18 protein-coding genes are annotated in these 18,026 nt (G+C 68.8%); 5 read left to right on the forward strand and 13 right to left on the reverse strand.

Annotated features, from left to right (window positions below):
- Positions 1 to 3: 3 nt before the first annotated feature.
- Positions 4 to 1,044, reverse strand: coding sequence for an NAD(P)-dependent alcohol dehydrogenase (locus AB0I77_RS10520; protein ID WP_363282006.1), 1,041 nt, complete (start codon positions 1,042 to 1,044; stop codon positions 4 to 6).
- Between the two features lie 171 nt (positions 1,045 to 1,215).
- Between AB0I77_RS10520 and AB0I77_RS10525 the strand changes: the two genes are divergently transcribed.
- Positions 1,216 to 2,154 carry a helix-turn-helix transcriptional regulator gene (locus AB0I77_RS10525; protein WP_363282007.1) on the forward strand — a complete coding sequence of 313 codons (939 nt, stop codon included), beginning with the start codon at positions 1,216 to 1,218 and terminating at the stop codon, positions 2,152 to 2,154.
- Positions 2,155 to 2,214: 60 nt separating this feature from the next.
- Here AB0I77_RS10525 and AB0I77_RS10530 read toward each other — a convergent pair whose 3' ends face one another.
- The 4 genes from AB0I77_RS10530 to AB0I77_RS10545 form a co-directional block, all read right to left on the reverse strand.
- Entirely contained in the window at positions 2,215 to 2,985 is a 771-nt protein-coding gene (locus AB0I77_RS10530; protein ID WP_363282009.1) for an antibiotic biosynthesis monooxygenase, read from the reverse strand.
- Between the two features lie 94 nt (positions 2,986 to 3,079).
- On the reverse strand, positions 3,080 to 3,496 hold the full coding sequence (locus tag AB0I77_RS10535; RefSeq protein ID WP_363282011.1) for a hypothetical protein: 417 nt from the start codon (positions 3,494 to 3,496) through the stop codon (positions 3,080 to 3,082).
- Positions 3,497 to 3,618: 122 nt separating this feature from the next.
- Complete coding sequence (locus tag AB0I77_RS10540) at positions 3,619 to 3,834, reverse strand: DUF397 domain-containing protein (RefSeq protein ID WP_363282013.1); 216 nt, start codon at positions 3,832 to 3,834, stop codon at positions 3,619 to 3,621.
- On the reverse strand, positions 3,806 to 4,669 hold the full coding sequence (locus AB0I77_RS10545; RefSeq protein ID WP_363282014.1) for a helix-turn-helix transcriptional regulator: 864 nt from the start codon (positions 4,667 to 4,669) through the stop codon (positions 3,806 to 3,808). The genes AB0I77_RS10540 and AB0I77_RS10545 overlap by 29 nt, the downstream gene beginning before the upstream one ends.
- 113 nt (positions 4,670 to 4,782) lie before the next feature.
- Here AB0I77_RS10545 and AB0I77_RS10550 point away from each other — a divergent pair, with 113 nt between their 5' ends.
- Positions 4,783 to 4,992 carry a hypothetical protein gene (locus AB0I77_RS10550; protein WP_363282015.1) on the forward strand — a complete coding sequence of 70 codons (210 nt, stop codon included), beginning with the start codon at positions 4,783 to 4,785 and terminating at the stop codon, positions 4,990 to 4,992.
- The gene (locus AB0I77_RS10555; protein ID WP_363282017.1) at positions 4,989 to 5,405 is read left to right on the forward strand and encodes an ATP-binding protein; all 417 of its coding nucleotides are present in this window, start codon (positions 4,989 to 4,991) and stop codon (positions 5,403 to 5,405) included. The genes AB0I77_RS10550 and AB0I77_RS10555 overlap by 4 nt, the downstream gene beginning before the upstream one ends.
- On the opposite strand, the gene AB0I77_RS10560 is transcribed toward AB0I77_RS10555, so the two are convergent.
- The 6 genes from AB0I77_RS10560 to AB0I77_RS10585 all read right to left on the reverse strand — a co-directional run bounded on the left by AB0I77_RS10560 (position 5,402) and on the right by AB0I77_RS10585 (position 13,751).
- A complete protein-coding gene (locus AB0I77_RS10560) occupies positions 5,402 to 5,833 on the reverse strand; it encodes a hypothetical protein (protein WP_363282018.1) in 432 nt (143 codons plus the stop codon). The genes AB0I77_RS10555 and AB0I77_RS10560 overlap by 4 nt on opposite strands.
- A gap of 143 nt (positions 5,834 to 5,976) precedes the next feature.
- Complete coding sequence (locus tag AB0I77_RS10565) at positions 5,977 to 9,300, reverse strand: S8 family serine peptidase (protein ID WP_363282019.1); 3,324 nt, start codon at positions 9,298 to 9,300, stop codon at positions 5,977 to 5,979.
- A gap of 244 nt (positions 9,301 to 9,544) precedes the next feature.
- Positions 9,545 to 10,228 carry an ABC transporter ATP-binding protein gene (locus tag AB0I77_RS10570; RefSeq protein ID WP_363282020.1) on the reverse strand — a complete coding sequence of 228 codons (684 nt, stop codon included), beginning with the start codon at positions 10,226 to 10,228 and terminating at the stop codon, positions 9,545 to 9,547.
- 132 nt (positions 10,229 to 10,360) lie between these two features.
- A complete protein-coding gene (locus AB0I77_RS10575) occupies positions 10,361 to 11,797 on the reverse strand; it encodes an ABC transporter permease (RefSeq protein WP_363282021.1) in 1,437 nt (478 codons plus the stop codon).
- Between the two features lie 134 nt (positions 11,798 to 11,931).
- On the reverse strand, positions 11,932 to 13,185 hold the full coding sequence (locus AB0I77_RS10580; RefSeq protein ID WP_363282022.1) for an Ig-like domain-containing protein: 1,254 nt from the start codon (positions 13,183 to 13,185) through the stop codon (positions 11,932 to 11,934).
- Positions 13,186 to 13,406: 221 nt separating this feature from the next.
- Positions 13,407 to 13,751, reverse strand: a complete 345-nt coding sequence (locus AB0I77_RS10585) for a hypothetical protein (protein WP_363282023.1) — start codon at positions 13,749 to 13,751, stop codon at positions 13,407 to 13,409.
- Positions 13,752 to 13,859: 108 nt separating this feature from the next.
- Here AB0I77_RS10585 and AB0I77_RS10590 point away from each other — a divergent pair, with 108 nt between their 5' ends.
- Together AB0I77_RS10590 and AB0I77_RS10595 are read left to right on the forward strand one after the other, a co-directional pair.
- On the forward strand, positions 13,860 to 14,168 hold the full coding sequence (locus AB0I77_RS10590; protein WP_363282024.1) for an LAETG motif-containing sortase-dependent surface protein: 309 nt from the start codon (positions 13,860 to 13,862) through the stop codon (positions 14,166 to 14,168).
- Between the two features lie 42 nt (positions 14,169 to 14,210).
- Positions 14,211 to 15,014, forward strand: a complete 804-nt coding sequence (locus AB0I77_RS10595; protein ID WP_363282025.1) for a hypothetical protein — start codon at positions 14,211 to 14,213, stop codon at positions 15,012 to 15,014.
- Between the two features lie 57 nt (positions 15,015 to 15,071).
- On the opposite strand, the gene hutH is transcribed toward AB0I77_RS10595, so the two are convergent.
- Positions 15,072 to 16,610: a histidine ammonia-lyase gene (gene hutH, locus AB0I77_RS10600; RefSeq protein ID WP_363282087.1), complete on the reverse strand. Its 1,539-nt coding sequence runs from the start codon at positions 16,608 to 16,610 to the stop codon at positions 15,072 to 15,074.
- 91 nt (positions 16,611 to 16,701) lie between these two features.
- Positions 16,702 to 17,847: a GGDEF domain-containing protein gene (locus AB0I77_RS10605; RefSeq protein ID WP_363282026.1), complete on the reverse strand. Its 1,146-nt coding sequence runs from the start codon at positions 17,845 to 17,847 to the stop codon at positions 16,702 to 16,704.
- Positions 17,848 to 18,026: the final 179 nt, after the last annotated feature.

Below are 18,026 nucleotides of genomic sequence, written 5' to 3' on the forward strand. Positions count from 1 at the left end.
AGATCAGATCGTCGCTGTGTCGATCACGAACCGGTACCGCACATCACTCGCGAGCACGCGCTCGTACGCGTCGTTGATCTCGGACGCGCCGATCAGCTCGATCTCCGAACCGATGCCGTGCTCCGCGCAGAAGTCCAGCATCTCCTGGGTCTCCTGGATGCCGCCGATGCCGGAGCCGGCGAGGGTCTTGCGGCCGGCGATCACCGAGAAGAGGTTGAGGGAGATGGGCTCCTCGGGGGCGCCGACGTTCACCAGGGCGCCGTCCGTCTTCAGCAGCGAGAGGAACGCGCCGAAGTCGAGGGGCGCCGAGACCGTCGAGACGATCAGGTCGAAGGTGCCGGCCAGCTCCTCGAAGGTCTTCGGGTCGCTGGTGGCGTAGTAGTGGTCGGCGCCCAGCTTGAGGCCGTCGTCCTTCTTGCGCAGGGACTGCGAGAGGACGGTGACCTCCGCGCCGAGCGCGTGCGCGATCTTGACGCCCATGTGGCCGAGGCCGCCCATGCCGAGGATCGCGACCTTCTTGCCGGGGCCGGCGTTCCAGTGCTTCAGCGGGGAGTACGTGGTGATGCCGGCGCACAGCAGCGGGGCGGCCACGTCGAGGGAGAGGCCGTCGGGGATGCGGACGGTGAAGCTCTCGTCGACGACGATCTTCTCGGAGTAGCCGCCGTAGGTGGGCTCGCCGTTCTTGTCGAGGGCGTTGTACGTGCCGACGCTACCGCCCGTGCAGTACTGCTCCAGTCCGTCCTTGCAGTTGTCGCACTCGCGGCAGGAGTCGACCAGGCAGCCGACGCCCACACGGTCGCCGACCTTGAACTTGGTCACGCCGGGGCCGACCTCGGAGACGATGCCCGCGATCTCGTGGCCCGGGACCATCGGGAAGATCGCCTCGCCCCAGCCCTCGCGCGCCTGGTGGATGTCGGAGTGGCAGATACCGGCGAACTTGATGTCGATCAGTACATCGAACTCGCGGACCGCGCGACGCTCGATGGTGGTGCGCTCCAGCGGAGCCTTGGCGGCGGGGGCGGCGTACGCAGCAACAGTGGTCATGCCGGGGGGTCTCCTTGCGGTGGTATCGCGCCCGGCTGCCTTCGGGCCGGGCACGGAGATCAGCCTGCCCGACGGACCGGCGTTGTGGGAGGTCACGCTTCGACCTACGTCTGCTGGTCCTACCACTGGCGGGGTCAGGTTGGTGTGCGTACGACCAGGAATACTGGACGCATGGACGAACAACCCGAGCCCGCCGGAGCCCCCTCCCCCGGGGCCCCTTCCCCCGAGGCCGGCGGGTCCCTGGACCGGCGTGCCGAGCTCAGCGAGTTCCTGCGCACCCGGCGGGCCCGGCTCAAGCCGGAGGACGTGGGACTGCCGGACTTCGGGCGGCACCGCCGGGTGCCGGGGCTGCGCCGCGAGGAGCTGGCGCAGCTGGCCGGGGTGTCTGTGGCGTACTACACACGCCTGGAGCAGGGCAACGGGCGGAACGTGTCGGCGGAGGTCCTCGACTCCATCGCCCGCGCGCTGCGGCTCACCCACGCCGAGCACGACCACCTCACGCACCTGGCGAAACCCAAGCAGCACAAGAAGAAGCAGACCGCCCGCACCCAGCAGGTGCGGGGCGCGCTGCGACAGCTGCTGGACACGATGGACGGCATTCCCGCGTACGTCGTGGGCCGGCGCTCCGACATCCTCGTCTGGAACCGGATGGCCGCGGCGGTCTTCGGCGACTGGTCGCAGCTGCCGCCACAGGAGCGGAACTGGGCGCGGATGACGTTCCTGACGCCGGAGTACCGCGAGCTGTTCGTCGAGTGGGAGCAGAAGGCGTCCGACATCGTCAGCCATCTGCGAATGGACGCGGGCTGCCACCCGGACGACCCGCAGCTGTCCGCCCTGGTGGGCGAACTCTCCGTGAAGAGCGAGGAGTTCAGGCGGCTGTGGGCCACCCACGACGTCAAGGAGAAGAGCTACGGCGTCAAGCGGATGCACCACCCGCTCGTCGGCGACCTCGACCTCTCCTTCGAGACGTTCCGTCTGATCGACGACGGGGAACAGACCCTGATCACCTACCACGCCGAACCGGGCTCTCCGTCGGCCGATGCCCTGCGCCTCCTGGCCAGCTGGGGCACGGACGCGACCCGGGCGGGTTCCAAGGCGCCGTCGGCCTGACAGCACCCCGCGTCCCGGTAGCGGCACGAAGAGCGGATGTCACCCCGGTGGCGCGGCCCGTCAGCCCCGGTACGGCGGCGCCGCCCCCCAGTTCCACCGCGGCACCGGCTGCTCCGCCGGCGGCTTGGCATCCGGCCCGGAGAAGTGGACGGCGAGCCGCGTGCCCCACTCCACGTAGGCGAGGAACGCCGAACGGAACTCGGCGTCCGTCGGCAGGCCCGCCTCGTCGGCCGCGTCCTGGATGAGGTTCACCCAGCGCCGCCGCTGGACCTCGGTGATGCCCCGGCCCAGGTGCTTGGCGACCATGTGGCCGTGCCCGCCCTGCGTCTCGGAGTAGCCCGGCGGCCCACCGAACACCTCGGCGAGCCAGAGCGCCACATGCTCGGCGTGCTCGGGCGCGAGCCCCGCGAACACGGGCGCCAGGACCTCGTCCTTCAGCACCTTGCCGTAAAAGACCTCGGTCAGCCGCGCGAAGGCCTCCGCACCGCCCGCCCAGTCGTAGAGCGTGGGGACGGCCGAGCCGGTGCCCCGGACGGTGGTCGGCTTGTAGTGGCGCATCTCCTGGATGCTGGGGGTGTAGGGCCGGATCTCGGCAAGGAAGTCCGTGAACAGCTCGGACCTACGGAAGCCTTCGAGGTGATCCTCGGTCGACGTCCAGGTGATCCGCAGGATGTAGTGCTCGAAGTCCTCCTCGCAGCGGGCGAGTTCGAAGTCGACGCACTGCGGCGCCGCGGCGAGGAGGGCGGCGGCCTTGGTGTAGGCGGAGAGGAACTCCGCGGACTGGTCTTCCGGGATGTGGTAGCGGATGTACTCGACGGTCTGAGTCGTCATGCCAACACGGAAACACGAAAGCCCGCCGGACGCTCTGCCTCCGGCACCGTGGACGTAGCCGTGCGGGCGGTGTCGGAGCAACTGGTTTGCGGCACTAGCGGTCGAGCCAGCGCCGGATCGCTTCGAGCATGTTTTCCGGACCCGTGACGAAGCTCAACCGGATGCCCGGCTGGAGGTCGACGAGCACGTTGACGATCCGTTCGAACAGGACGGTGTTCTCCGGCACCAACCGGACGCCGCTGCCGATTGTCGCCAGCCCGAAGGAGCGCTCGGCGAACCGCCTTCGAATCTCGGCCTCGGCCTCGTCGGGGTCCTTGCTGACGCCGCACATCTCGCCGACGATGCCCGTCGCCTCGATCGCCGCCCACCCGCCCTCGATCCGGGCGGCCAGCTTCTCCGCGGTCAGATCCATTGACGCCAGTTCCTCCGGCGTGAACGCCTCGGGACTGATACCGATGGCCAGGACATCGTTGTTGAGCGGAGCCTTCACCTGAGAGTTCTTGTGGGACATGGGAGGCTCCTCAATTGCGATAATCAATTATCACGTCACTCTATAACCGACATAGATGACGTGCCAGTGAACCTTCCGGGGGCACTAGAAGCCGACGGCGAGTTGGTCCGCGCTGCCCCTGTTCAGACGGTCGGGTCGTTGGCCTTGAGCGCCGCGACGAACGGGGCCCAAGCGTGAGCGGTGAGGACGAGGGCGGGGCCGTCGGGGGCCTTGGAGTCACGTACGGGGACGATGCCGGGGAGGCCGTCGGCGATCTCGACGCAGTCCCCGCCGCTGCCGTTGCTGTAGCTGCTCTTGAACCAGAGCGCGTCACTCAAGTCGGTCCGGCTGCTTGCCATTTCGGTAATCCTCTGCCGCTGCCTTGATCATGGACAGGGACGTCTCCGGTGACAGCGCGACGGCCCTGAGCCGATCGTACGACTTGCGGTACTCCTCCACGAGGGCCGGATCGTCGATGGTGTCACCGCTGTGCAGCGACTCCGTGTAGACCAGTGGCGGGGCATCCGGGAAGGCCATGATCTTCGCGGTACCGAGCATGAAAGGGTGCGGTCCACATTTCCGCAGAAGAATCTGCGGAACAATGCGACGGCGCTCGGTCAACTCCACGATCCGGTCGAGCTGTTCGGCCATTCCCTGCGGCGGCAGGATCGGGTCCAGCAGCAGCGACTCGTGGAGGATCGCCCAGTACGCCGGGGTGTGGTGGTCCTCCTCGAAGAGGACGGCGCGCGCCATCCGGGCGCTGACCTTCGTCTCCGCCTCCTCGTCGAGCGACATCGGGTGCGTCGCCTGGACCACGGCTCGCGCGTAGGCCGGGGTCTGGAGCAAACCCGGGAACAGACTGGGGCACCACTCCTCGATCGTCCTGGCGCGCTTCTCCGCCTCCAAGACCTGCTCGAAGTAAGGGGCGTGCCCGACTCTCCGCGCCTTCCTCACATCCTCGCAATGCCGCTCGAAGAACCCGTCCGTCCCCAGCACCCGATCCGCGTGCCGAGCCAGATCGAGCGGCATCCGCCGCTGCCCGTGCTCGATGTCGCTGAGATACGTCTTGCCGTAGAAGATGCCCTCCAGCAGCCCCTCCAACGACAACCCCGCCGCCTCCCGCTTCCACCGCAACTCCTTGCCGTAGAAGGTCGGAACGCTCATCGAGCCGTCGATGTCCTTGCGCCGTACCACCGTTCACCCTCCTCCGCAGTCCTGGCCGCGAACGCGAACCCTCTTTTACGGTAGCCAGCCTCGCGTCACTCTGTGAGGGATTCGTCACAGAGCGCACACGAGAGGTCAGCCCCATGCCAACCCGCTACGACACAACCCTCTGCCTGGAGGAACTCCGCGCCGCCCTCGCGCTGCACGGCATCACGCTCCCGTCCCTGCGCATGGACCTCCCGACCTTCGCGGCCACCTACGAGCCGCCCGCGGGCCTCATCACGCTCGGGAACTGCAACACCGACACGGCCCGCGCACTCACCGCCGTACTCCGCGAGGCGGCCGAGCGGTGACCTTCGAACTCAGCCTGCTCGCCACCCCGAAGTCCGTCCCCGAGCTGCGTCACCACCTCCGTTGCCACAGCTACGAAGTCCGACTCTGCGCAAGCGAGTTGCTGACGAACGCCATCGAGCATCTCGGCGAGGGCACCCCGGTGACCGTACGCGTGACCGGCACGGACCACGGCCACGTCCGCGTCGAGGTCAGCGACCCCGACCCACGTGCGCTGCCAGTACTCCGCCACGCCACCGCCACGGACGAGGGCGGCCGGGGCCTTGCCATTCTCGATGCGCTCGCACAACGGTGGGGCGTGGACACACGAGCAGACGGCAAGACGGTCTGGTGCGAGTTGAAGGCGGAGACCAGCGCGAACGCAGGGTTCTGGCTGCGGCACCAGCGAGTCCTGGTGCCGCAGCCAGAGCGCTAGAACCGCGGATCGAGGAACGAGCCCCACGTGTGGGTGCCAGACGAGCTGACCACCGAAGTGCGGCTGGTTGCGGCCCCGTCCCAGTCGGGGTTCTCCGGCACCAGGACCGAGGTGTGGATGTAGTCGCCGTACTCGGGGTTCAGGCAACTCTGCCAGGTGTACCAGCCGGCGCCGAGGGACATGTCCCGCGTGACCCACTCGTTCCCGCCGATGCGCAGGCCCCAGTTGTAGCTGCCGCTGGCCAGGTAGATACGGCGGGACTCCGTGCAGGCGACATCTCCGCCGTCGGGGTTGGACGTCAGGTACTGGGTCCGCAGGACCCAAGCCGTGTCCGCCGACGGCGCGGCCGTCGCGGTGCTGGGCGCGACCATCGCCGCCATGCCCAGCGCGATCATCAGGGTGGTCAGGATTCGCCTCTGTCGTTTCATCACTTTCTCCTTCCGTGGTCAGCAATGCAGAGCATGCAGGGCGAAACCTGGGACCGGTCCCAGAAGAATCACGAAAGGCGAAGGCCCGCGCCGATTGGACGCTGGCGCGGGCCTTCGTGACGGGCTGGGCTAGATTCGGCTACTCACTTCCCGTAATACGCGTTGTAGATCGAGATCGTCGACTTGTTGTTCTGCTTGTCGGCGATCTTGGCGTGGAAGGAAATGCCCTTCCCCTTCGCCGGGTTCTTCACCATGATCTTGCCGTTCACGACCTTGACCTTGTTCCAGGTCTGGCCGTAGTCGTACGACACGTACACCGACAGCGACTTCAGGTTGGAGCCCTTGGCCGCGCCCTCGACGGTGACCGGGATCGACACCTTCTTGTCGGCCGCGACCCGGCTGTCCAGGCCGGTCTTCGCGTTGAAGCGGACCGTGGAGGCCGGGAGCTTGGCCATGTCCGTGGTCGGCTTCTTCGAGCGGAAGGTCCAGCTCGCGTCGATCCGGGTGGAGGCGGCCGCGACCTTGACGCTGCGCTTGACCGAGGTGGTCAGCTTGTACTCGGCCTCGGCGGACGGGACCGTGAACGCCTTGTCGCCGAACAGCGGGTCGTCGTTCGTGCCGACCTTGGTGCCGTTGCGGTAGAGCGACGTGTCGACCGACAGGAAGTCGGAGGAGCCGGCGTGCTGTGCCCCGTCGGCGAACAGCGGCACGTAGCCGTAGATGAGGTTGGCCTCACGGTACAAGCCGAAGTCCGCGTTCAGATGCGGGCCGAAGACCGCCGTGTTGAAGGTCTTCGTGTACTTCTGGCCCGCCTTGAAGGTCTGCGGGTTCCCCAGCGTGTAGAACGCGTCGACGATCGGGTAGCCCTGCTCGTCCTTCCCGCTGTACTGCTCGAAGTCGAAGGTCCACTGGATCTTGTCGGCCGTCGAGACGTACATCGTGCGCGCACCCGGCAGCTTCTGCTCCACCGGGAAGCCGATGACCACGTCGCTGGGGAAGAGGCCCCAGGTGACGAGCCCGCCGGTCTTGCCGCCGGCGGCGGCGCCGAGGTTGTTCTTCACCGTGGCGAGTTCGCTCGCCTTGAAGTGCCGGACCTTGTCGCCCTGGATCTTCTTGACCTGGGCGGTGGTGGCCACGTTGTACTCGGCGTCGGCGCCCTTGGTCCACTGACCGTTCCAGGTCTGCTGGAGACCGCTCGCGATCTCCCCGCCCAGGTGGGCCATCCGCAGGTTGGCGAACGAGTCGAGGCCCAGGCCGATGCCGATGCCCGCCGCGTCGTAGAAGTAGTTGCTCATCGCGGTGGTCAGCTCGGCCCCCGCGTCCGGCACGGTCAGCTCGCCCGCCTTGGTCTTGCGGGCGTCGACCGTCACCGTGGCGTTCTTGGTGAGGCTCAGCTTCGGCTGGACCAGCCAGTCGACGCCGCCCTCGAAGGTCACGAGGTCCTTCGCGATCCAGGCGTCGAGCAGGTAGGTGCCCTTGGGCAGGCGCATGGTCGTCGTACCGGAGTCGTCCACCGGCACCTGGAAGCCCCGGTTCTCGGCCAGGTCGGTGTAGCCGGCCACGATGGTGTTGTAGTTCGGGGTCGGCTTCCCGTCCCGGCCGATGTGCTTGATGGTGAGGTCGTACGACTCCACCTCACGCTGCACGGCCGCGGCCGTACGGACGCTCTGGCCGCCGCCGGTCGCGGTCACGTAGGCCGAGTAGGCGCCGTCGATCGTGCCGCCCAGCTTGGTGTTGACGGTCATGGCGACGGACGCCTTGCCGCCCGCCGGGACCTTCACCGTGGTGGCGCCCAGCTTGAAGAAGCCGGCCGGAGCGGCCTGCCCCTTCGGGTTGGTGGCCGTCGACGTCAGATTCAGCGTGACGTCACTCGTGCCGAGGTTGCGGTACGTCAGCTGCTTGCTGACCGGCTTGTCGTCGGAGTGCGGCCACTGCTGCGTGCCGAAGCTCACCGACACCGGGTCGGCGATCACGGTCTGCTTGACGGCCTTGTCGACCTGGATACGGCCCGAACCCTGCTCGAACGGGGTGTACTTGCCGCCCTTGGTGGAGCCGGTCAGCGCGCCCTTGAGCTCGGTGTACGTCCAGTCCGGGTGCTGCTGCTTGAGGATGGCCGCGGCGCCCGCGACGTGCGGGGTCGCCATCGACGTACCCGAGATGCTCAGGTAGCCGACCGGATTCTCGCCGACCTCCTGCTCGATGGCGCTGCCCTTGGCGGACGCGGCCGTGATGTCCACGCCCGGCGCGGTGACGTCCGGCTTGATCGCGCCGTCGCCGAGCCGCGGGCCGGTCGAGGAGAAGTCGGCGAGCAGGTCCTTGTCGTCGACGGCGCCGACGGTGAGCGCGGCGTCCGCGCTGCCCGGCGAACCGATCGACTCCGGGCCGGAGTTGCCCGCCGCGATCGCGAAGAGGATGCCCTTCTCGGCGGACAGCTTGTTGACCGCCGCCTCCAGCGGGTCGACCTCGGGTGTGTCGGTGCCGCCGAGGCTGAGGTTGACGACGTCGGCGTCCTGTTCGGCCGCCCACTCCATGCCGGCGAGGATGCCGGAGTCGTCGCCGGAGCCGGTGTCGTCGAGGACCTTGCCGGCGATGATCGACGCGCCGGGAGCCACACCCTTGTACTTGCCGCCGGACTTCGCGCCGGTCCCGGCCGCGATGGACGCGACGTGCGTGCCGTGCCCGACGTGGTCCTTGTCGTCGGTGGACGTCGAGAAGTTCCTGGCCGCGATCACCTGGTCCTTCAGGTCCGGGTGGGTCGCGTCGACACCCGTGTCCAGTACGGCGATCTTGACGCCCTTGCCGTCGTAGCCGGCGGCCCACGCCTTGGGGGCGCCGATCTGCGGCACGGACTTGTCGAGGCTGGCCTTGCGGACGCCGTCGAGCCAGACGTGCGCGATGCCGGAGGCCGTCTTGGCGCCGTTGGTGACCGCGTCCCACAGCTCGGGCGCGTCCTCGTGCGGGGTCTGGACCGCGTCGGCGTTCAGGGACTTGAGCGTCCGGCGGAGGTTGCCCGCGTCACGGACGTCGCTCTTGGCGGCCGTTGCGGTGCCTTTGTAGCCGACGATGACCTTCAGGCCCTTGGCCTGGGACGTGCGGGTGGCGGACTTGCTGAGCTCGGTGATGTCGAACAGCCGCTGGTCGAGCTTGCCGGTGGCGACCAGACGGGCCGCGTCGCCGGGTATCACGAGCGTGTGTCCGTCGACCTTGCGGATCTGGACGGGTATGTGCGAACGCCCCTTCGCCCGCTCCAGGGCGACCACCCGGCCCTTGGCGTCGACCGCGACCCGGTCACCGGTGATCAGGGTGATGCGGTCCTTGGCCGTCAGCCCGCCCTTCGCGGCGGCGCTGGTCTGCGACCCCTGCGCCGCCCCCTCAGCGGCCCCCTCCGCCGACGCCGGGCCGGTCATTCCCGCCGCCAGCGCGACCGCGGCTGCCGTGGCAACCGTGGCCGCGCATGCTCTTTTCACTTGTCTGCGCAAGACTCCCCCTTGCTGAAGAACCGGGTGAATTCCCCGTTCACCCGGCCGGGGGTGGTCTCGCACGCATGGGCGGGCGCCCCCCGGGACTCGCAGTATGCCGGGGTGTGATCAGGCAGCTCAATACACAGGGATCCGACAGGAAGGGTCTGTTACACGATCGACGGGGAAGCGAACATCTCCGGCCACTGCCGAATATCGCCGTTACGTGATGAGAGGGCGCTACGAGACTGCGCTACGAGACGGCGTTCTCCTTCACCGTGAGCTTCCCCTTGCGAATCGTCGCCACCCGCGGGGCCTTCTTCGCGATCGAGGAGTCGTGGGTGACCATGATGAAGGTCAGCCCCAGCTCCTTCCACATGCGTTCGAGTACGTCCATGATCTCGTCGCGCATCGACTCGTCGAGGTTTCCGGTGGGTTCGTCGGCGAGCAGCACCTTCGGCTGCTTGACCAGCGCGCGGGCGATGGCGACACGCTGCTGCTGACCGCCGGACATCTCGCCAGGCAGATGCCCGAGCCGCTCGCCGAGCCCGACCGACTCCAGCGCCTCGGCGGCCCGCTCGCGCCGCTCCTTCGTCTTCACACCCAGGGGTACGAGGGCGGTCTCGACGTTCTCCTGCGCGGTGAGCGTCGGGATCAGGTTGAAGCTCTGGAAGACGAAGCCGATGTTCTCGCTGCGCACCTTGGTGAGCCGGGCCTCGGACAGCTTGGCCATGTCCGTGCCGTCGAGGACGACTTCACCGGAGGTGGGGCGGTCGAGACCGCCGAGCATCTGGAGCAGGGTGGATTTGCCTCCGCCGGTGGGGCCTTGGATGACGAGGCGGTCACCGTCGGCGATCGTGAGGTCTACGCCGTCTAGGGCGTGGACGGTGTCTTTGCCTCGGGTGTAGTGCTTGGTGACGCTTCTGAGTTCGTACATGGTGGGTGGCTCCTGGGGGGTCGGGGTGGTGTGGGTCGGTTTTCGGCTGCCGGCCCGGTGGGGGCTGGTCGCGCAGTTCCCCGCGCCCCTGAAGGTGGGACCGGTCCCTGCCCGTTGCAACCGAACCCGGAGTTACTCGACTCGTCGCAGCGCGTCCGCCGGACGTAGCCGCGACGCGCGCCAGCCCCCGAAGGCGCCCGCGATCAGCCCACCCGCCACCGCGAGGCCGACCGCGATACCGATGGTCGTCACGCTCACCGGCGCGGTGAGCGTGACGTCGAGTGTCCGAGCCGCCGCCTGCCGACCACCGCCGAAACCACCACCGCCTCCGCCGGTCGTCCCGCCGCCCAGCTGGGCCTGGAGCGTCGGGCTGATGGCTGTGACGACGTACGCGCCCGCCAGACCCAGCGCGATGCCCAGCACACCGCCCACCAGACCATTGACGATCGCCTCACCGACGACCTGCCGGGTCACCCGCCCGGACTTCCAGCCCAGCGCCTTCAGCGTGCCGAACTCCCGCACCCGGCGTGACACCGCCGAGGACGTCAGCAGACCGGCGACCAGGAACGCGGCGATGAGCACCGCGATGGCCAGCCACTTGCCCACGCTGGTCGCGAGGGAGGACGCCGTGGACAGGGAGCCGGAGACGGTGTCCGCGAGGTCGGCGGAGGTCGTGACGGTCGTACCCGAGATGTTCTTCTGGATGGTCGACTTGACGGCGTCGATCTTCTGCGAGTCGGTCGCCCGGACGTAGATCGTGGTGACCTTGTCCTTGGAGTCGCTGAGCGTCTGTGCCTGCTTGAGCGGGATGTAGAGGTTGGCGGCCGGGTCACCGCTGTCGGCCGTCGCGATGCCGATGACCTCGAACTTGGTGCCCTTGACGGTGACCGTGCCGCCGACCTTGAGCTTCTTCTCCTTGGCGTACGCGGAGTCGGCGACGACGACCTTGGCGGCGGTCTCCGTCGACTTGAACGTACGGCCGCTGGTGATCTTGGAGGAGGTCAGCGGGCCGAGGGCGGGCTTGGTGACGTCGGTGCCGAAGACCGAGTAGTTGTTGACGTCGAAGTTGGCTCCGCCGCCCTGGACCTGGCCCTCGGGGGAGGGAGCGGCGCCCGGGGCACCGCCCTGCTGGTTGCCTCCCTCGCCGTTCTGCTGGACCTCGCCGCGGGTGAACTCGCCGCTGACCTTGACGACTTGGAGGCTGAGACCGCCGACCGCGTCGGAGACGCCGCTCTGCTCGCCGACCTTGGTGACGGTCGAGGCCGACAGTGTCTCGAAGCCCTGCACCAGGACGCGGTCACTGCTCTGTTCCGAGCCGGAGTCCTGCGCGTCGAACTGGAAGCGGGGGCGGTCGGAGCTGGTGGCGGCCGGCTGGGCCGCCTTGGTGACCGTCATGTCCGTACCCAGTCCGTACAGCGACTGGAGGACCTTGTCCTGCGCTTTCCCCATGCCGGACGACACGGAGGTGACCACGATGACCAGCGCGATACCCAGCGCGAGTCCGGAGGCGACGACGAGGGCCGCTTTTCTGCGGCGGCGCAGCTCGCGCCTCAGATAGGTGAAGAACATGGCCGAAAGCTAAGTACGGCTCGTGATGATGGGATAAGCCCGGCATAAGAGAAGCATGAGAAGGCTGTGGCGAACCCCGGAAACAGCGATGCCGCCCCTGGGGGCGGCACCGAAGCGGGTTGAATGAGGGGCTGTCAGACCGCCGAACCGGCCTTCCAGTCCGCCCAGCTCATGTTCCAGCCGTTGAGCCCGTTGTCCGGCGCGACCGTCTTGTCGCCGGTGTTCCGGATGTCGACCACGTCACCGATGAGCGAGCTGTTGTAGAACCACGCGGCCGGCATGTTCGGGTCGCCCGCGCCCTTCGTGTCCGACAGGCCCACGCAGCCGTGGCTGGTGTTCACGCTGCCGAAGATGGACTTGGCACCCCAGTAGTTGCCGTGGATGAAGGTGCCGGAGCTGGTCAGACGCATGGCGTGCGGGACGTCCTTGATGTCGTACTCGCCCTTGCCGTCGTCGTCGGTGAAGCCGACCGTCGCGCCGTTCATCCGGGTCTCCTTGAACTTCTCGGAGATCACCATCTGGCCCTGGTAGGTCTTGTTCTCGGGCGAACCGGCGGAGATCGGGATCGTCTTGACGGTCTTGCCGTCCTGCGTGACCTTCATCTGCTTGGTCTTCGCGTCGACGTACGTGACCTGGTTGCGGCCGATCTTGAAGGTGACCGTCTTCTGCTGGACGCCGTAGACACCGGAGGCACCCTCGACACCGTCGAGCGCGAGCTTCAGCGTGACGGTGGAGTTCTCCTGCCAGTAGTCCTCGGGCCGGCAGTCCATGCGGTTGGCGTTGAACCAGTGGCAGACGACTTCCTGGCCGCCGGTGGTGGAGACGGTGATGCCCTTCTGGACGGCCGCCTTGTTGGTGATCGCCTTGTCGAAGTTGATCGACACGGGCATCCCGACGCCGACGGTGGTGCCGTCGTCCGGGGTGAAGGTGCCGATGAAGCTGTTCGCCGGGGAGACCGTGGTGAACGAGGCGTTCTCGTGGGCGACGCGGCCCTCGGAGTCCTTGGCCTCGGCCGTCAGCTTGTAGGTGGTGGACCGCTCCAGCTGGGCGCTGGGCTTCCAGCTCAGCTTGTCCGCGGATATCTGGCCGCCGACCTCGGTGCCGTCGGCGGTCGTCATCGACACGTCGGTGAGCGTGCCCTTACTCACGGTGACGGCGGCGGAGTTGTTGATGGAGGCGTTGTCCGAGCCGTCCTTGGGCGTGATCGCGATCTGGGCCTCGGAGGTCTTCTTGGCCGCCGCCTCGTCGACCTTGGCCTGCGAGGTGTCGCCGCCGTCCTTTCCGGAGGCGTCGTCGCCGCCACCGCTGGAACATGCCGACAGCACCAATACGCCGCCGAGCAGTGCGGACGCGACCGTCAGGCCCCTGCCCCGCTTACCGACCGTCATCACACGCTTCTCCATCGTTGCCAAATCCCCAAAAACCCGAGAGTCCCCGCCAGTGAAACTTCAACGCTACGACCGGTTCGTCCCGTTCCACATTCCTGGAATGTGTGGGGCACGCCACGTCCGCCGTGGCGGCAGGTGCGGGTGTCAGGCCGTGCGCCCCTTGAGACGACGAAACCCCGGACGCCGGTTGCCGCCCGGGGTCACGATTTCCCCAAACGGCCTCAGCCGACAGCCTCTTCTTCGTCATTCTCGTCGACATCATCCTCGTCGAGATCCCAGTCCGGCGAATCGGGGTCGTAGTCGATCTGCTCGCTGGACCAGGAGGCCTGCGCGAGGTCCACCCCCGGCATCTCCCTGACCAGGTCGAACGGGTCCACGAGATACGCGAGGGCCTCCGCGGTGTCTTCCGTCACAGCGCTCTCGGCGTGTACCCGCTCCTCGGCCGGCATATCGGAATCTCCGGCGATCCGTCCCAGCGCGGCCTGCGCGAGGGCGTCGGCGTCGTCGATCTCGAGGACGAGTTCCACACGAAGCCGTACAAACTGTGATGTCTCAGGAGTGCTCATGCCCGGAGAGTACGGCCCTTTGTTCCCGTGACTTTCCCGTGACCCGCACCTTTCACTAACATCGCCCGGACGGCCAATTCTCCAGTGCCACAAGGGGATCGATATTCCGTGTCATCCGCTCGCCGTTCGTTGCTGACCGCCACCGCCGCGGGGACCCTGCTGGGCGCCCTGTGGTTCGTCCCCTCCGCCAACGCGACGGGGGACGCGCCGGCCAGAACAACACCTTCGGCGACCCCGACGCCGCAGGTCACCACCCAGGCGCGAGCCATGACCTCCAGTACGACCATGGAGGGCACCCAACTCGCCGACACCGGTAGCTTCGACACCACCCCGTACGTCGTCGGCGGCACGGCCTTCCTCACGCTGGGCGCGGGCTTCGTCGTCTTTTCCGTACGCCGGGAACGTCTCGGCTTTTGATATTGCTTGACGTTTTCTTGACGAGACCTTCATAGTCCGCTCATGAAGAGATCATCGAGGGCGCGCATAGCCGCCACGGCCACCGTGAGCGTGCTGTCGCTCGCCCTCATCACAGGATGCGGCGGGGACTCGGACGACGCCAAGGACTCGTCCAAGGACTCCTCGTCCTCGCCGACCACGGCCGCGAAGGCGTACAGCGCGGCCGAGTTGAAGAAGCTGATCATCGCCCAGAGCGATGTCGACGGGTACGAGGTCAAGGCGGTCCCGAACACGTACCCCGCCGCCAAGAGCGCCATCAAGGGCGACGAGCAGTGCAAGCCGCTCGTCTACGTCTTCAGCGGCCTCGCCCCGGGCGACGCGACGGCCGAGACGAACACCATGGCGACCTCCCGGGCGAAGCCCTCGGACACCCCCTCGAAGTCCCTGGAGGACCTCACCGAGGAAGAGATCGACGAGGCGACCACCGCGTCGATGAGCCTCCCCGTCACCGTCGTCTCGCTCTCCTCGTACGAGGGTGACGGCGCCGCGCGGACGATGAAGGCCGTCTCCGACGCCGTCGAGAGCTGCGCCTCGGGCTTCACCGCCGGCGCGGGCGGCGACGAGCAGAAGTTCACCGAGGTCGCCGCGGAGAAGGCCTCCGGCACCGGCGACGAGTCGGTGGCGTACTCCGCGGGCGGCGACCTGTTCGGCGCGAGCGGCAAGCCGGCCGCCGTGCACGGAGAGGTGGTGCGCCACGGCAACACCATCGCGACGTACTACACGATGAACCTCGGCGCGATGATGTCCGGCAAGGCGTACGACATCCCGGCGGCCTTGATCGACGCGCAGGCGGCCAAGCTCAAGTAACAAGCTCAAGTGATCCACGGGGTCCTGCCGCAGGGGCGGCAGGACCCCCGAACTGTCCTACTCAAGCGGCCCGGTGACCGTCTCCGCCGCCGCGACCAGCCGCCCCTCGCGCACGAACGCGTCCGCCGCGGCGAGGTCGGGCGCCAGGAACCGGTCCGGACCGGGCCCCTGCACCCCCGCCTTCCGTACGGCCTCGACGACCGCCCGCGACGCCGGCGCCGGGGCCAGCCCCTCGCGCAGCTCGACGGCACGCGTGGCGGCGTACAGCTCGACGGCGATGACGCGGGTGAGGTTGTCGACGGCGCCGCGCAGCTTGCGGGCGGCCGACCAGCCCATGGAGACGTGGTCCTCCTGCATCGCCGAGGACGGAATCGAGTCCGCCGACGCCGGTACGGCGAGCCGCTTCATCTCGCTGACCAGGGCGGCCTGCGTGTACTGGGCGATCATGAGCCCCGAGTCGACGCCGGGATCGTCCGCGAGGAACGGCGGCAGACCGTGACTGCGGTTCTTGTCGAGCAGCCGGTCGGTGCGGCGCTCGGCGATGGAGGCGAGGTCGGCAGCGGCGATGGCGAGGAAGTCCAGGACGTAACCCACCGGAGCGCCGTGGAAGTTGCCGTTGGACTCGACGCGCCCGTCGGGCAGGACGACGGGGTTGTCCACGGCCGAGGCGAGCTCGCGCTCGGCGACGAGCCGGGCGTGCGCCATGGTGTCCCGGCCGGCACCGGCGACCTGCGGGGCGCAGCGCACGGAGTAGGCGTCCTGGACGCGGGGAGCGTCGTCCTGGTGGTGCCCGGTGAGCTCCGAACCGGCCAGCACGGCCAGCATGTTGGCGGCGCTGGCGGCCTGCCCCGGATGCGGGCGGATGGCGTGCAGTTCGGGGGCGAGGACCTTGTCGGTGCCGAGGAGGGCCTCGAGGCTGAGCGCGGCCGTGATGTCGGCGGACTTGTAGAGCGTGTCCAGGTCGGCGAGGGCCATGATCAGCATGCCGAGCATGCCGTCGGTGCCGTTGAGAAGGGCGAGGCCTTCCTTCTCACGCAGTTCGACGGCGGCGATGCCGTGCTCGGCGAGGAGCTCACCGGCGGGCCGTACGGTCCCGTCCGGGCCCTCGGCCTCGCCCTCCCCCAGGAGCGTCAGGGCGCAGTGGGACAGCGGGGCCAGGTCGCCGGAGCAGCCGAGGGAGCCGTACTCGTGGACGACCGGGGTGATACCGGCGTTCAGGACGTCGGCCATGGTCTGGGCGACCTCGGGGCGGACGCCGGTGTGCCCGGAGCAGAGGGTCTTCAGCCGCAGGAACATCAGCGCGCGCACGACCTCGCGCTCGACCCGCGGCCCCATCCCGGCGGCGTGCGAACGGACGATGTTGCGCTGCAACTGGGCCCGCAGCTCCTGGCTGATGTGCCGGGTCGCCAGGGCGCCGAAGCCGGTGCTCACGCCGTAGACGGGTTCGGGCTTGGCGGCAAGCTGGTCCACGATCGCGCGGGCCGCGGCGAGGGCGGCGACCGCCTCCGCGGAGAGCTCGATACGGGCTCCGGCGCGCGCCACGGCGACAACGTCGGACGCGGTCACCCCTGACGTCCCCACCACCACAGTGTGCATATCCATATTCAGGAGCGTACGCAGTGAATTCGAGGATGTCACCAGTGGGGGGCCGGTTCGCCCCTTACCGATGTGTCACACATCAGGGCTGTCAGGGGCGCCCGCGGAAGCGGCGGCGTTCGGCGGTCGTCTCGGGAGAGGGCTCGTCGGCCAGGCGTACGACCGGGTCGTCCGGGCCCTCCCGCCCGGCGACGACCGGCCGGGTGGCCCGCTCGGCCTTGGCCCGGTACTGGGCGGCATCGGCGAGCCGGAACAGCCGGCGGGCGGAGCTGACCGGGCCGATGGGGTGCTCGGTGGACGCCACCCCGCAGGCGACCCCGTCGCCCAGCTCCAGTTCGGCCGACCGGCGGCAGAGTTCGTCGGACGCCTTGACCACCTCCTCGGCGGACGGCCCGACCGCGAGCAGACAGAACTCGTCCCCGCCGAGACGGGCGGCGAGGGCCCCGGGCAGCATGGCGCCGCAGAGCGAGAGGACCGACCCGAAGCGTTCGAGGAGCCGGTCGCCCACGGCGTGCCCACGGGTGTCGTTGACCCGCTTGAGCCCGTTGATGTCGCAGACGACAAGACTGACGACGACGCCCTCCTTACGGTGCCGCTCGACGGCCTTGTCCAGGTGCGCGTCGACGGCGCGGCGGTTGGCCAGACCCGTGAGGGCGTCGGTGAACGCCAGCCGCCGGACCTCCTCCAGCCGCTCGGTCTGGGCGATGCCGGCGGCGGCCACGGCGGCCAGGACCGTGGCGAAATCGGCGTCGGCGCGCTCGAAGACGGGGGCGCCGATCGGCCGGGCCACATACAGCTCGCCCCAGGCCCGCGCGTGCAGCACGATCGGGGCGACCACGCAGCAGCCGCGCCCTCGGCGGCGGAGGGCGGCGACGCGCTGATGGACGTAACCGGGCCGGAGTCCGGCCGCGGGCCCCTCGGCGGTCTCCACCCAGGCGTGGGGCTCGCCGCCCCCGGCCCAGCGTTCGTGCAGGAACTCGGTGATCTCGGCGAACTGGTGCACGGGGTAGGACTCGTCGTCCGGGAACTCCTCCTCGCCCCCGGCCCGCTCGCCGACGTTCACCAGGACCCGCAGCCGCCCGAGCTCCCGCTCCCACACGGACAGCGCGGCGAAGCTCCCGCCGAGCGCGCGGCAGGTCCCGCTCGCGGCGGCACGCCACGAATCCCGCGCGCAGTGCGCCGCGGCCATGCCCTGCGCCAACGCGACCACGGCCGCGAGCCGAGTGTCCTCACCCATCACTCCAGGCTAGGGAGGTTCGGGGCGAAGCGGGACATTGGTGTGCCGGTGGGGTGAGGCACCCGGCGCTGGTGCGGGCGTCGCTGGGGGTTGCACCCCCAGACCCCCGCTGTCGGCCTGAACGGCCTCGTCCTCAAGCGCCGGACGGGCTGAGATGCACTGACCGGCACTCACAGGGC

This window comes from Streptomyces sp. NPDC050619 (genome assembly GCF_040654815.1).
Lineage (GTDB): Bacteria > Actinomycetota > Actinomycetes > Streptomycetales > Streptomycetaceae > Streptomyces.

Bases quoted from the DNA above. Each gene is read 5' to 3' on its own strand.
- AB0I77_RS10520 (WP_363282006.1), bottom strand. From the start codon at position 1,044: ATGACCACTGTTGCTGCGTACGCCGCCCCCGCCGCCAAGGCTCCGCTG.
- AB0I77_RS10525 (WP_363282007.1), top strand. From the start codon at position 1,216: ATGGACGAACAACCCGAGCCCGCCGGAGCCCCCTCCCCCGGGGCCCCT.
- AB0I77_RS10530 (WP_363282009.1), bottom strand. From the start codon at position 2,985: ATGACGACTCAGACCGTCGAGTACATCCGCTACCACATCCCGGAAGAC.
- AB0I77_RS10535 (WP_363282011.1), bottom strand. From the start codon at position 3,496: ATGTCCCACAAGAACTCTCAGGTGAAGGCTCCGCTCAACAACGATGTC.
- AB0I77_RS10540 (WP_363282013.1), bottom strand. From the start codon at position 3,834: ATGGCAAGCAGCCGGACCGACTTGAGTGACGCGCTCTGGTTCAAGAGC.
- AB0I77_RS10550 (WP_363282015.1), top strand. From the start codon at position 4,783: ATGCCAACCCGCTACGACACAACCCTCTGCCTGGAGGAACTCCGCGCC.
- AB0I77_RS10560 (WP_363282018.1), bottom strand. From the start codon at position 5,833: ATGAAACGACAGAGGCGAATCCTGACCACCCTGATGATCGCGCTGGGC.
- AB0I77_RS10570 (WP_363282020.1), bottom strand. From the start codon at position 10,228: ATGTACGAACTCAGAAGCGTCACCAAGCACTACACCCGAGGCAAAGAC.
- AB0I77_RS10575 (WP_363282021.1), bottom strand. From the start codon at position 11,797: ATGTTCTTCACCTATCTGAGGCGCGAGCTGCGCCGCCGCAGAAAAGCG.
- AB0I77_RS10580 (WP_363282022.1), bottom strand. From the start codon at position 13,185: ATGACGGTCGGTAAGCGGGGCAGGGGCCTGACGGTCGCGTCCGCACTG.
- AB0I77_RS10585 (WP_363282023.1), bottom strand. From the start codon at position 13,751: ATGAGCACTCCTGAGACATCACAGTTTGTACGGCTTCGTGTGGAACTC.
- AB0I77_RS10595 (WP_363282025.1), top strand. From the start codon at position 14,211: ATGAAGAGATCATCGAGGGCGCGCATAGCCGCCACGGCCACCGTGAGC.
- hutH (WP_363282087.1), bottom strand. From the start codon at position 16,610: ATGCACACTGTGGTGGTGGGGACGTCAGGGGTGACCGCGTCCGACGTT.
- AB0I77_RS10605 (WP_363282026.1), bottom strand. From the start codon at position 17,847: ATGGGTGAGGACACTCGGCTCGCGGCCGTGGTCGCGTTGGCGCAGGGC.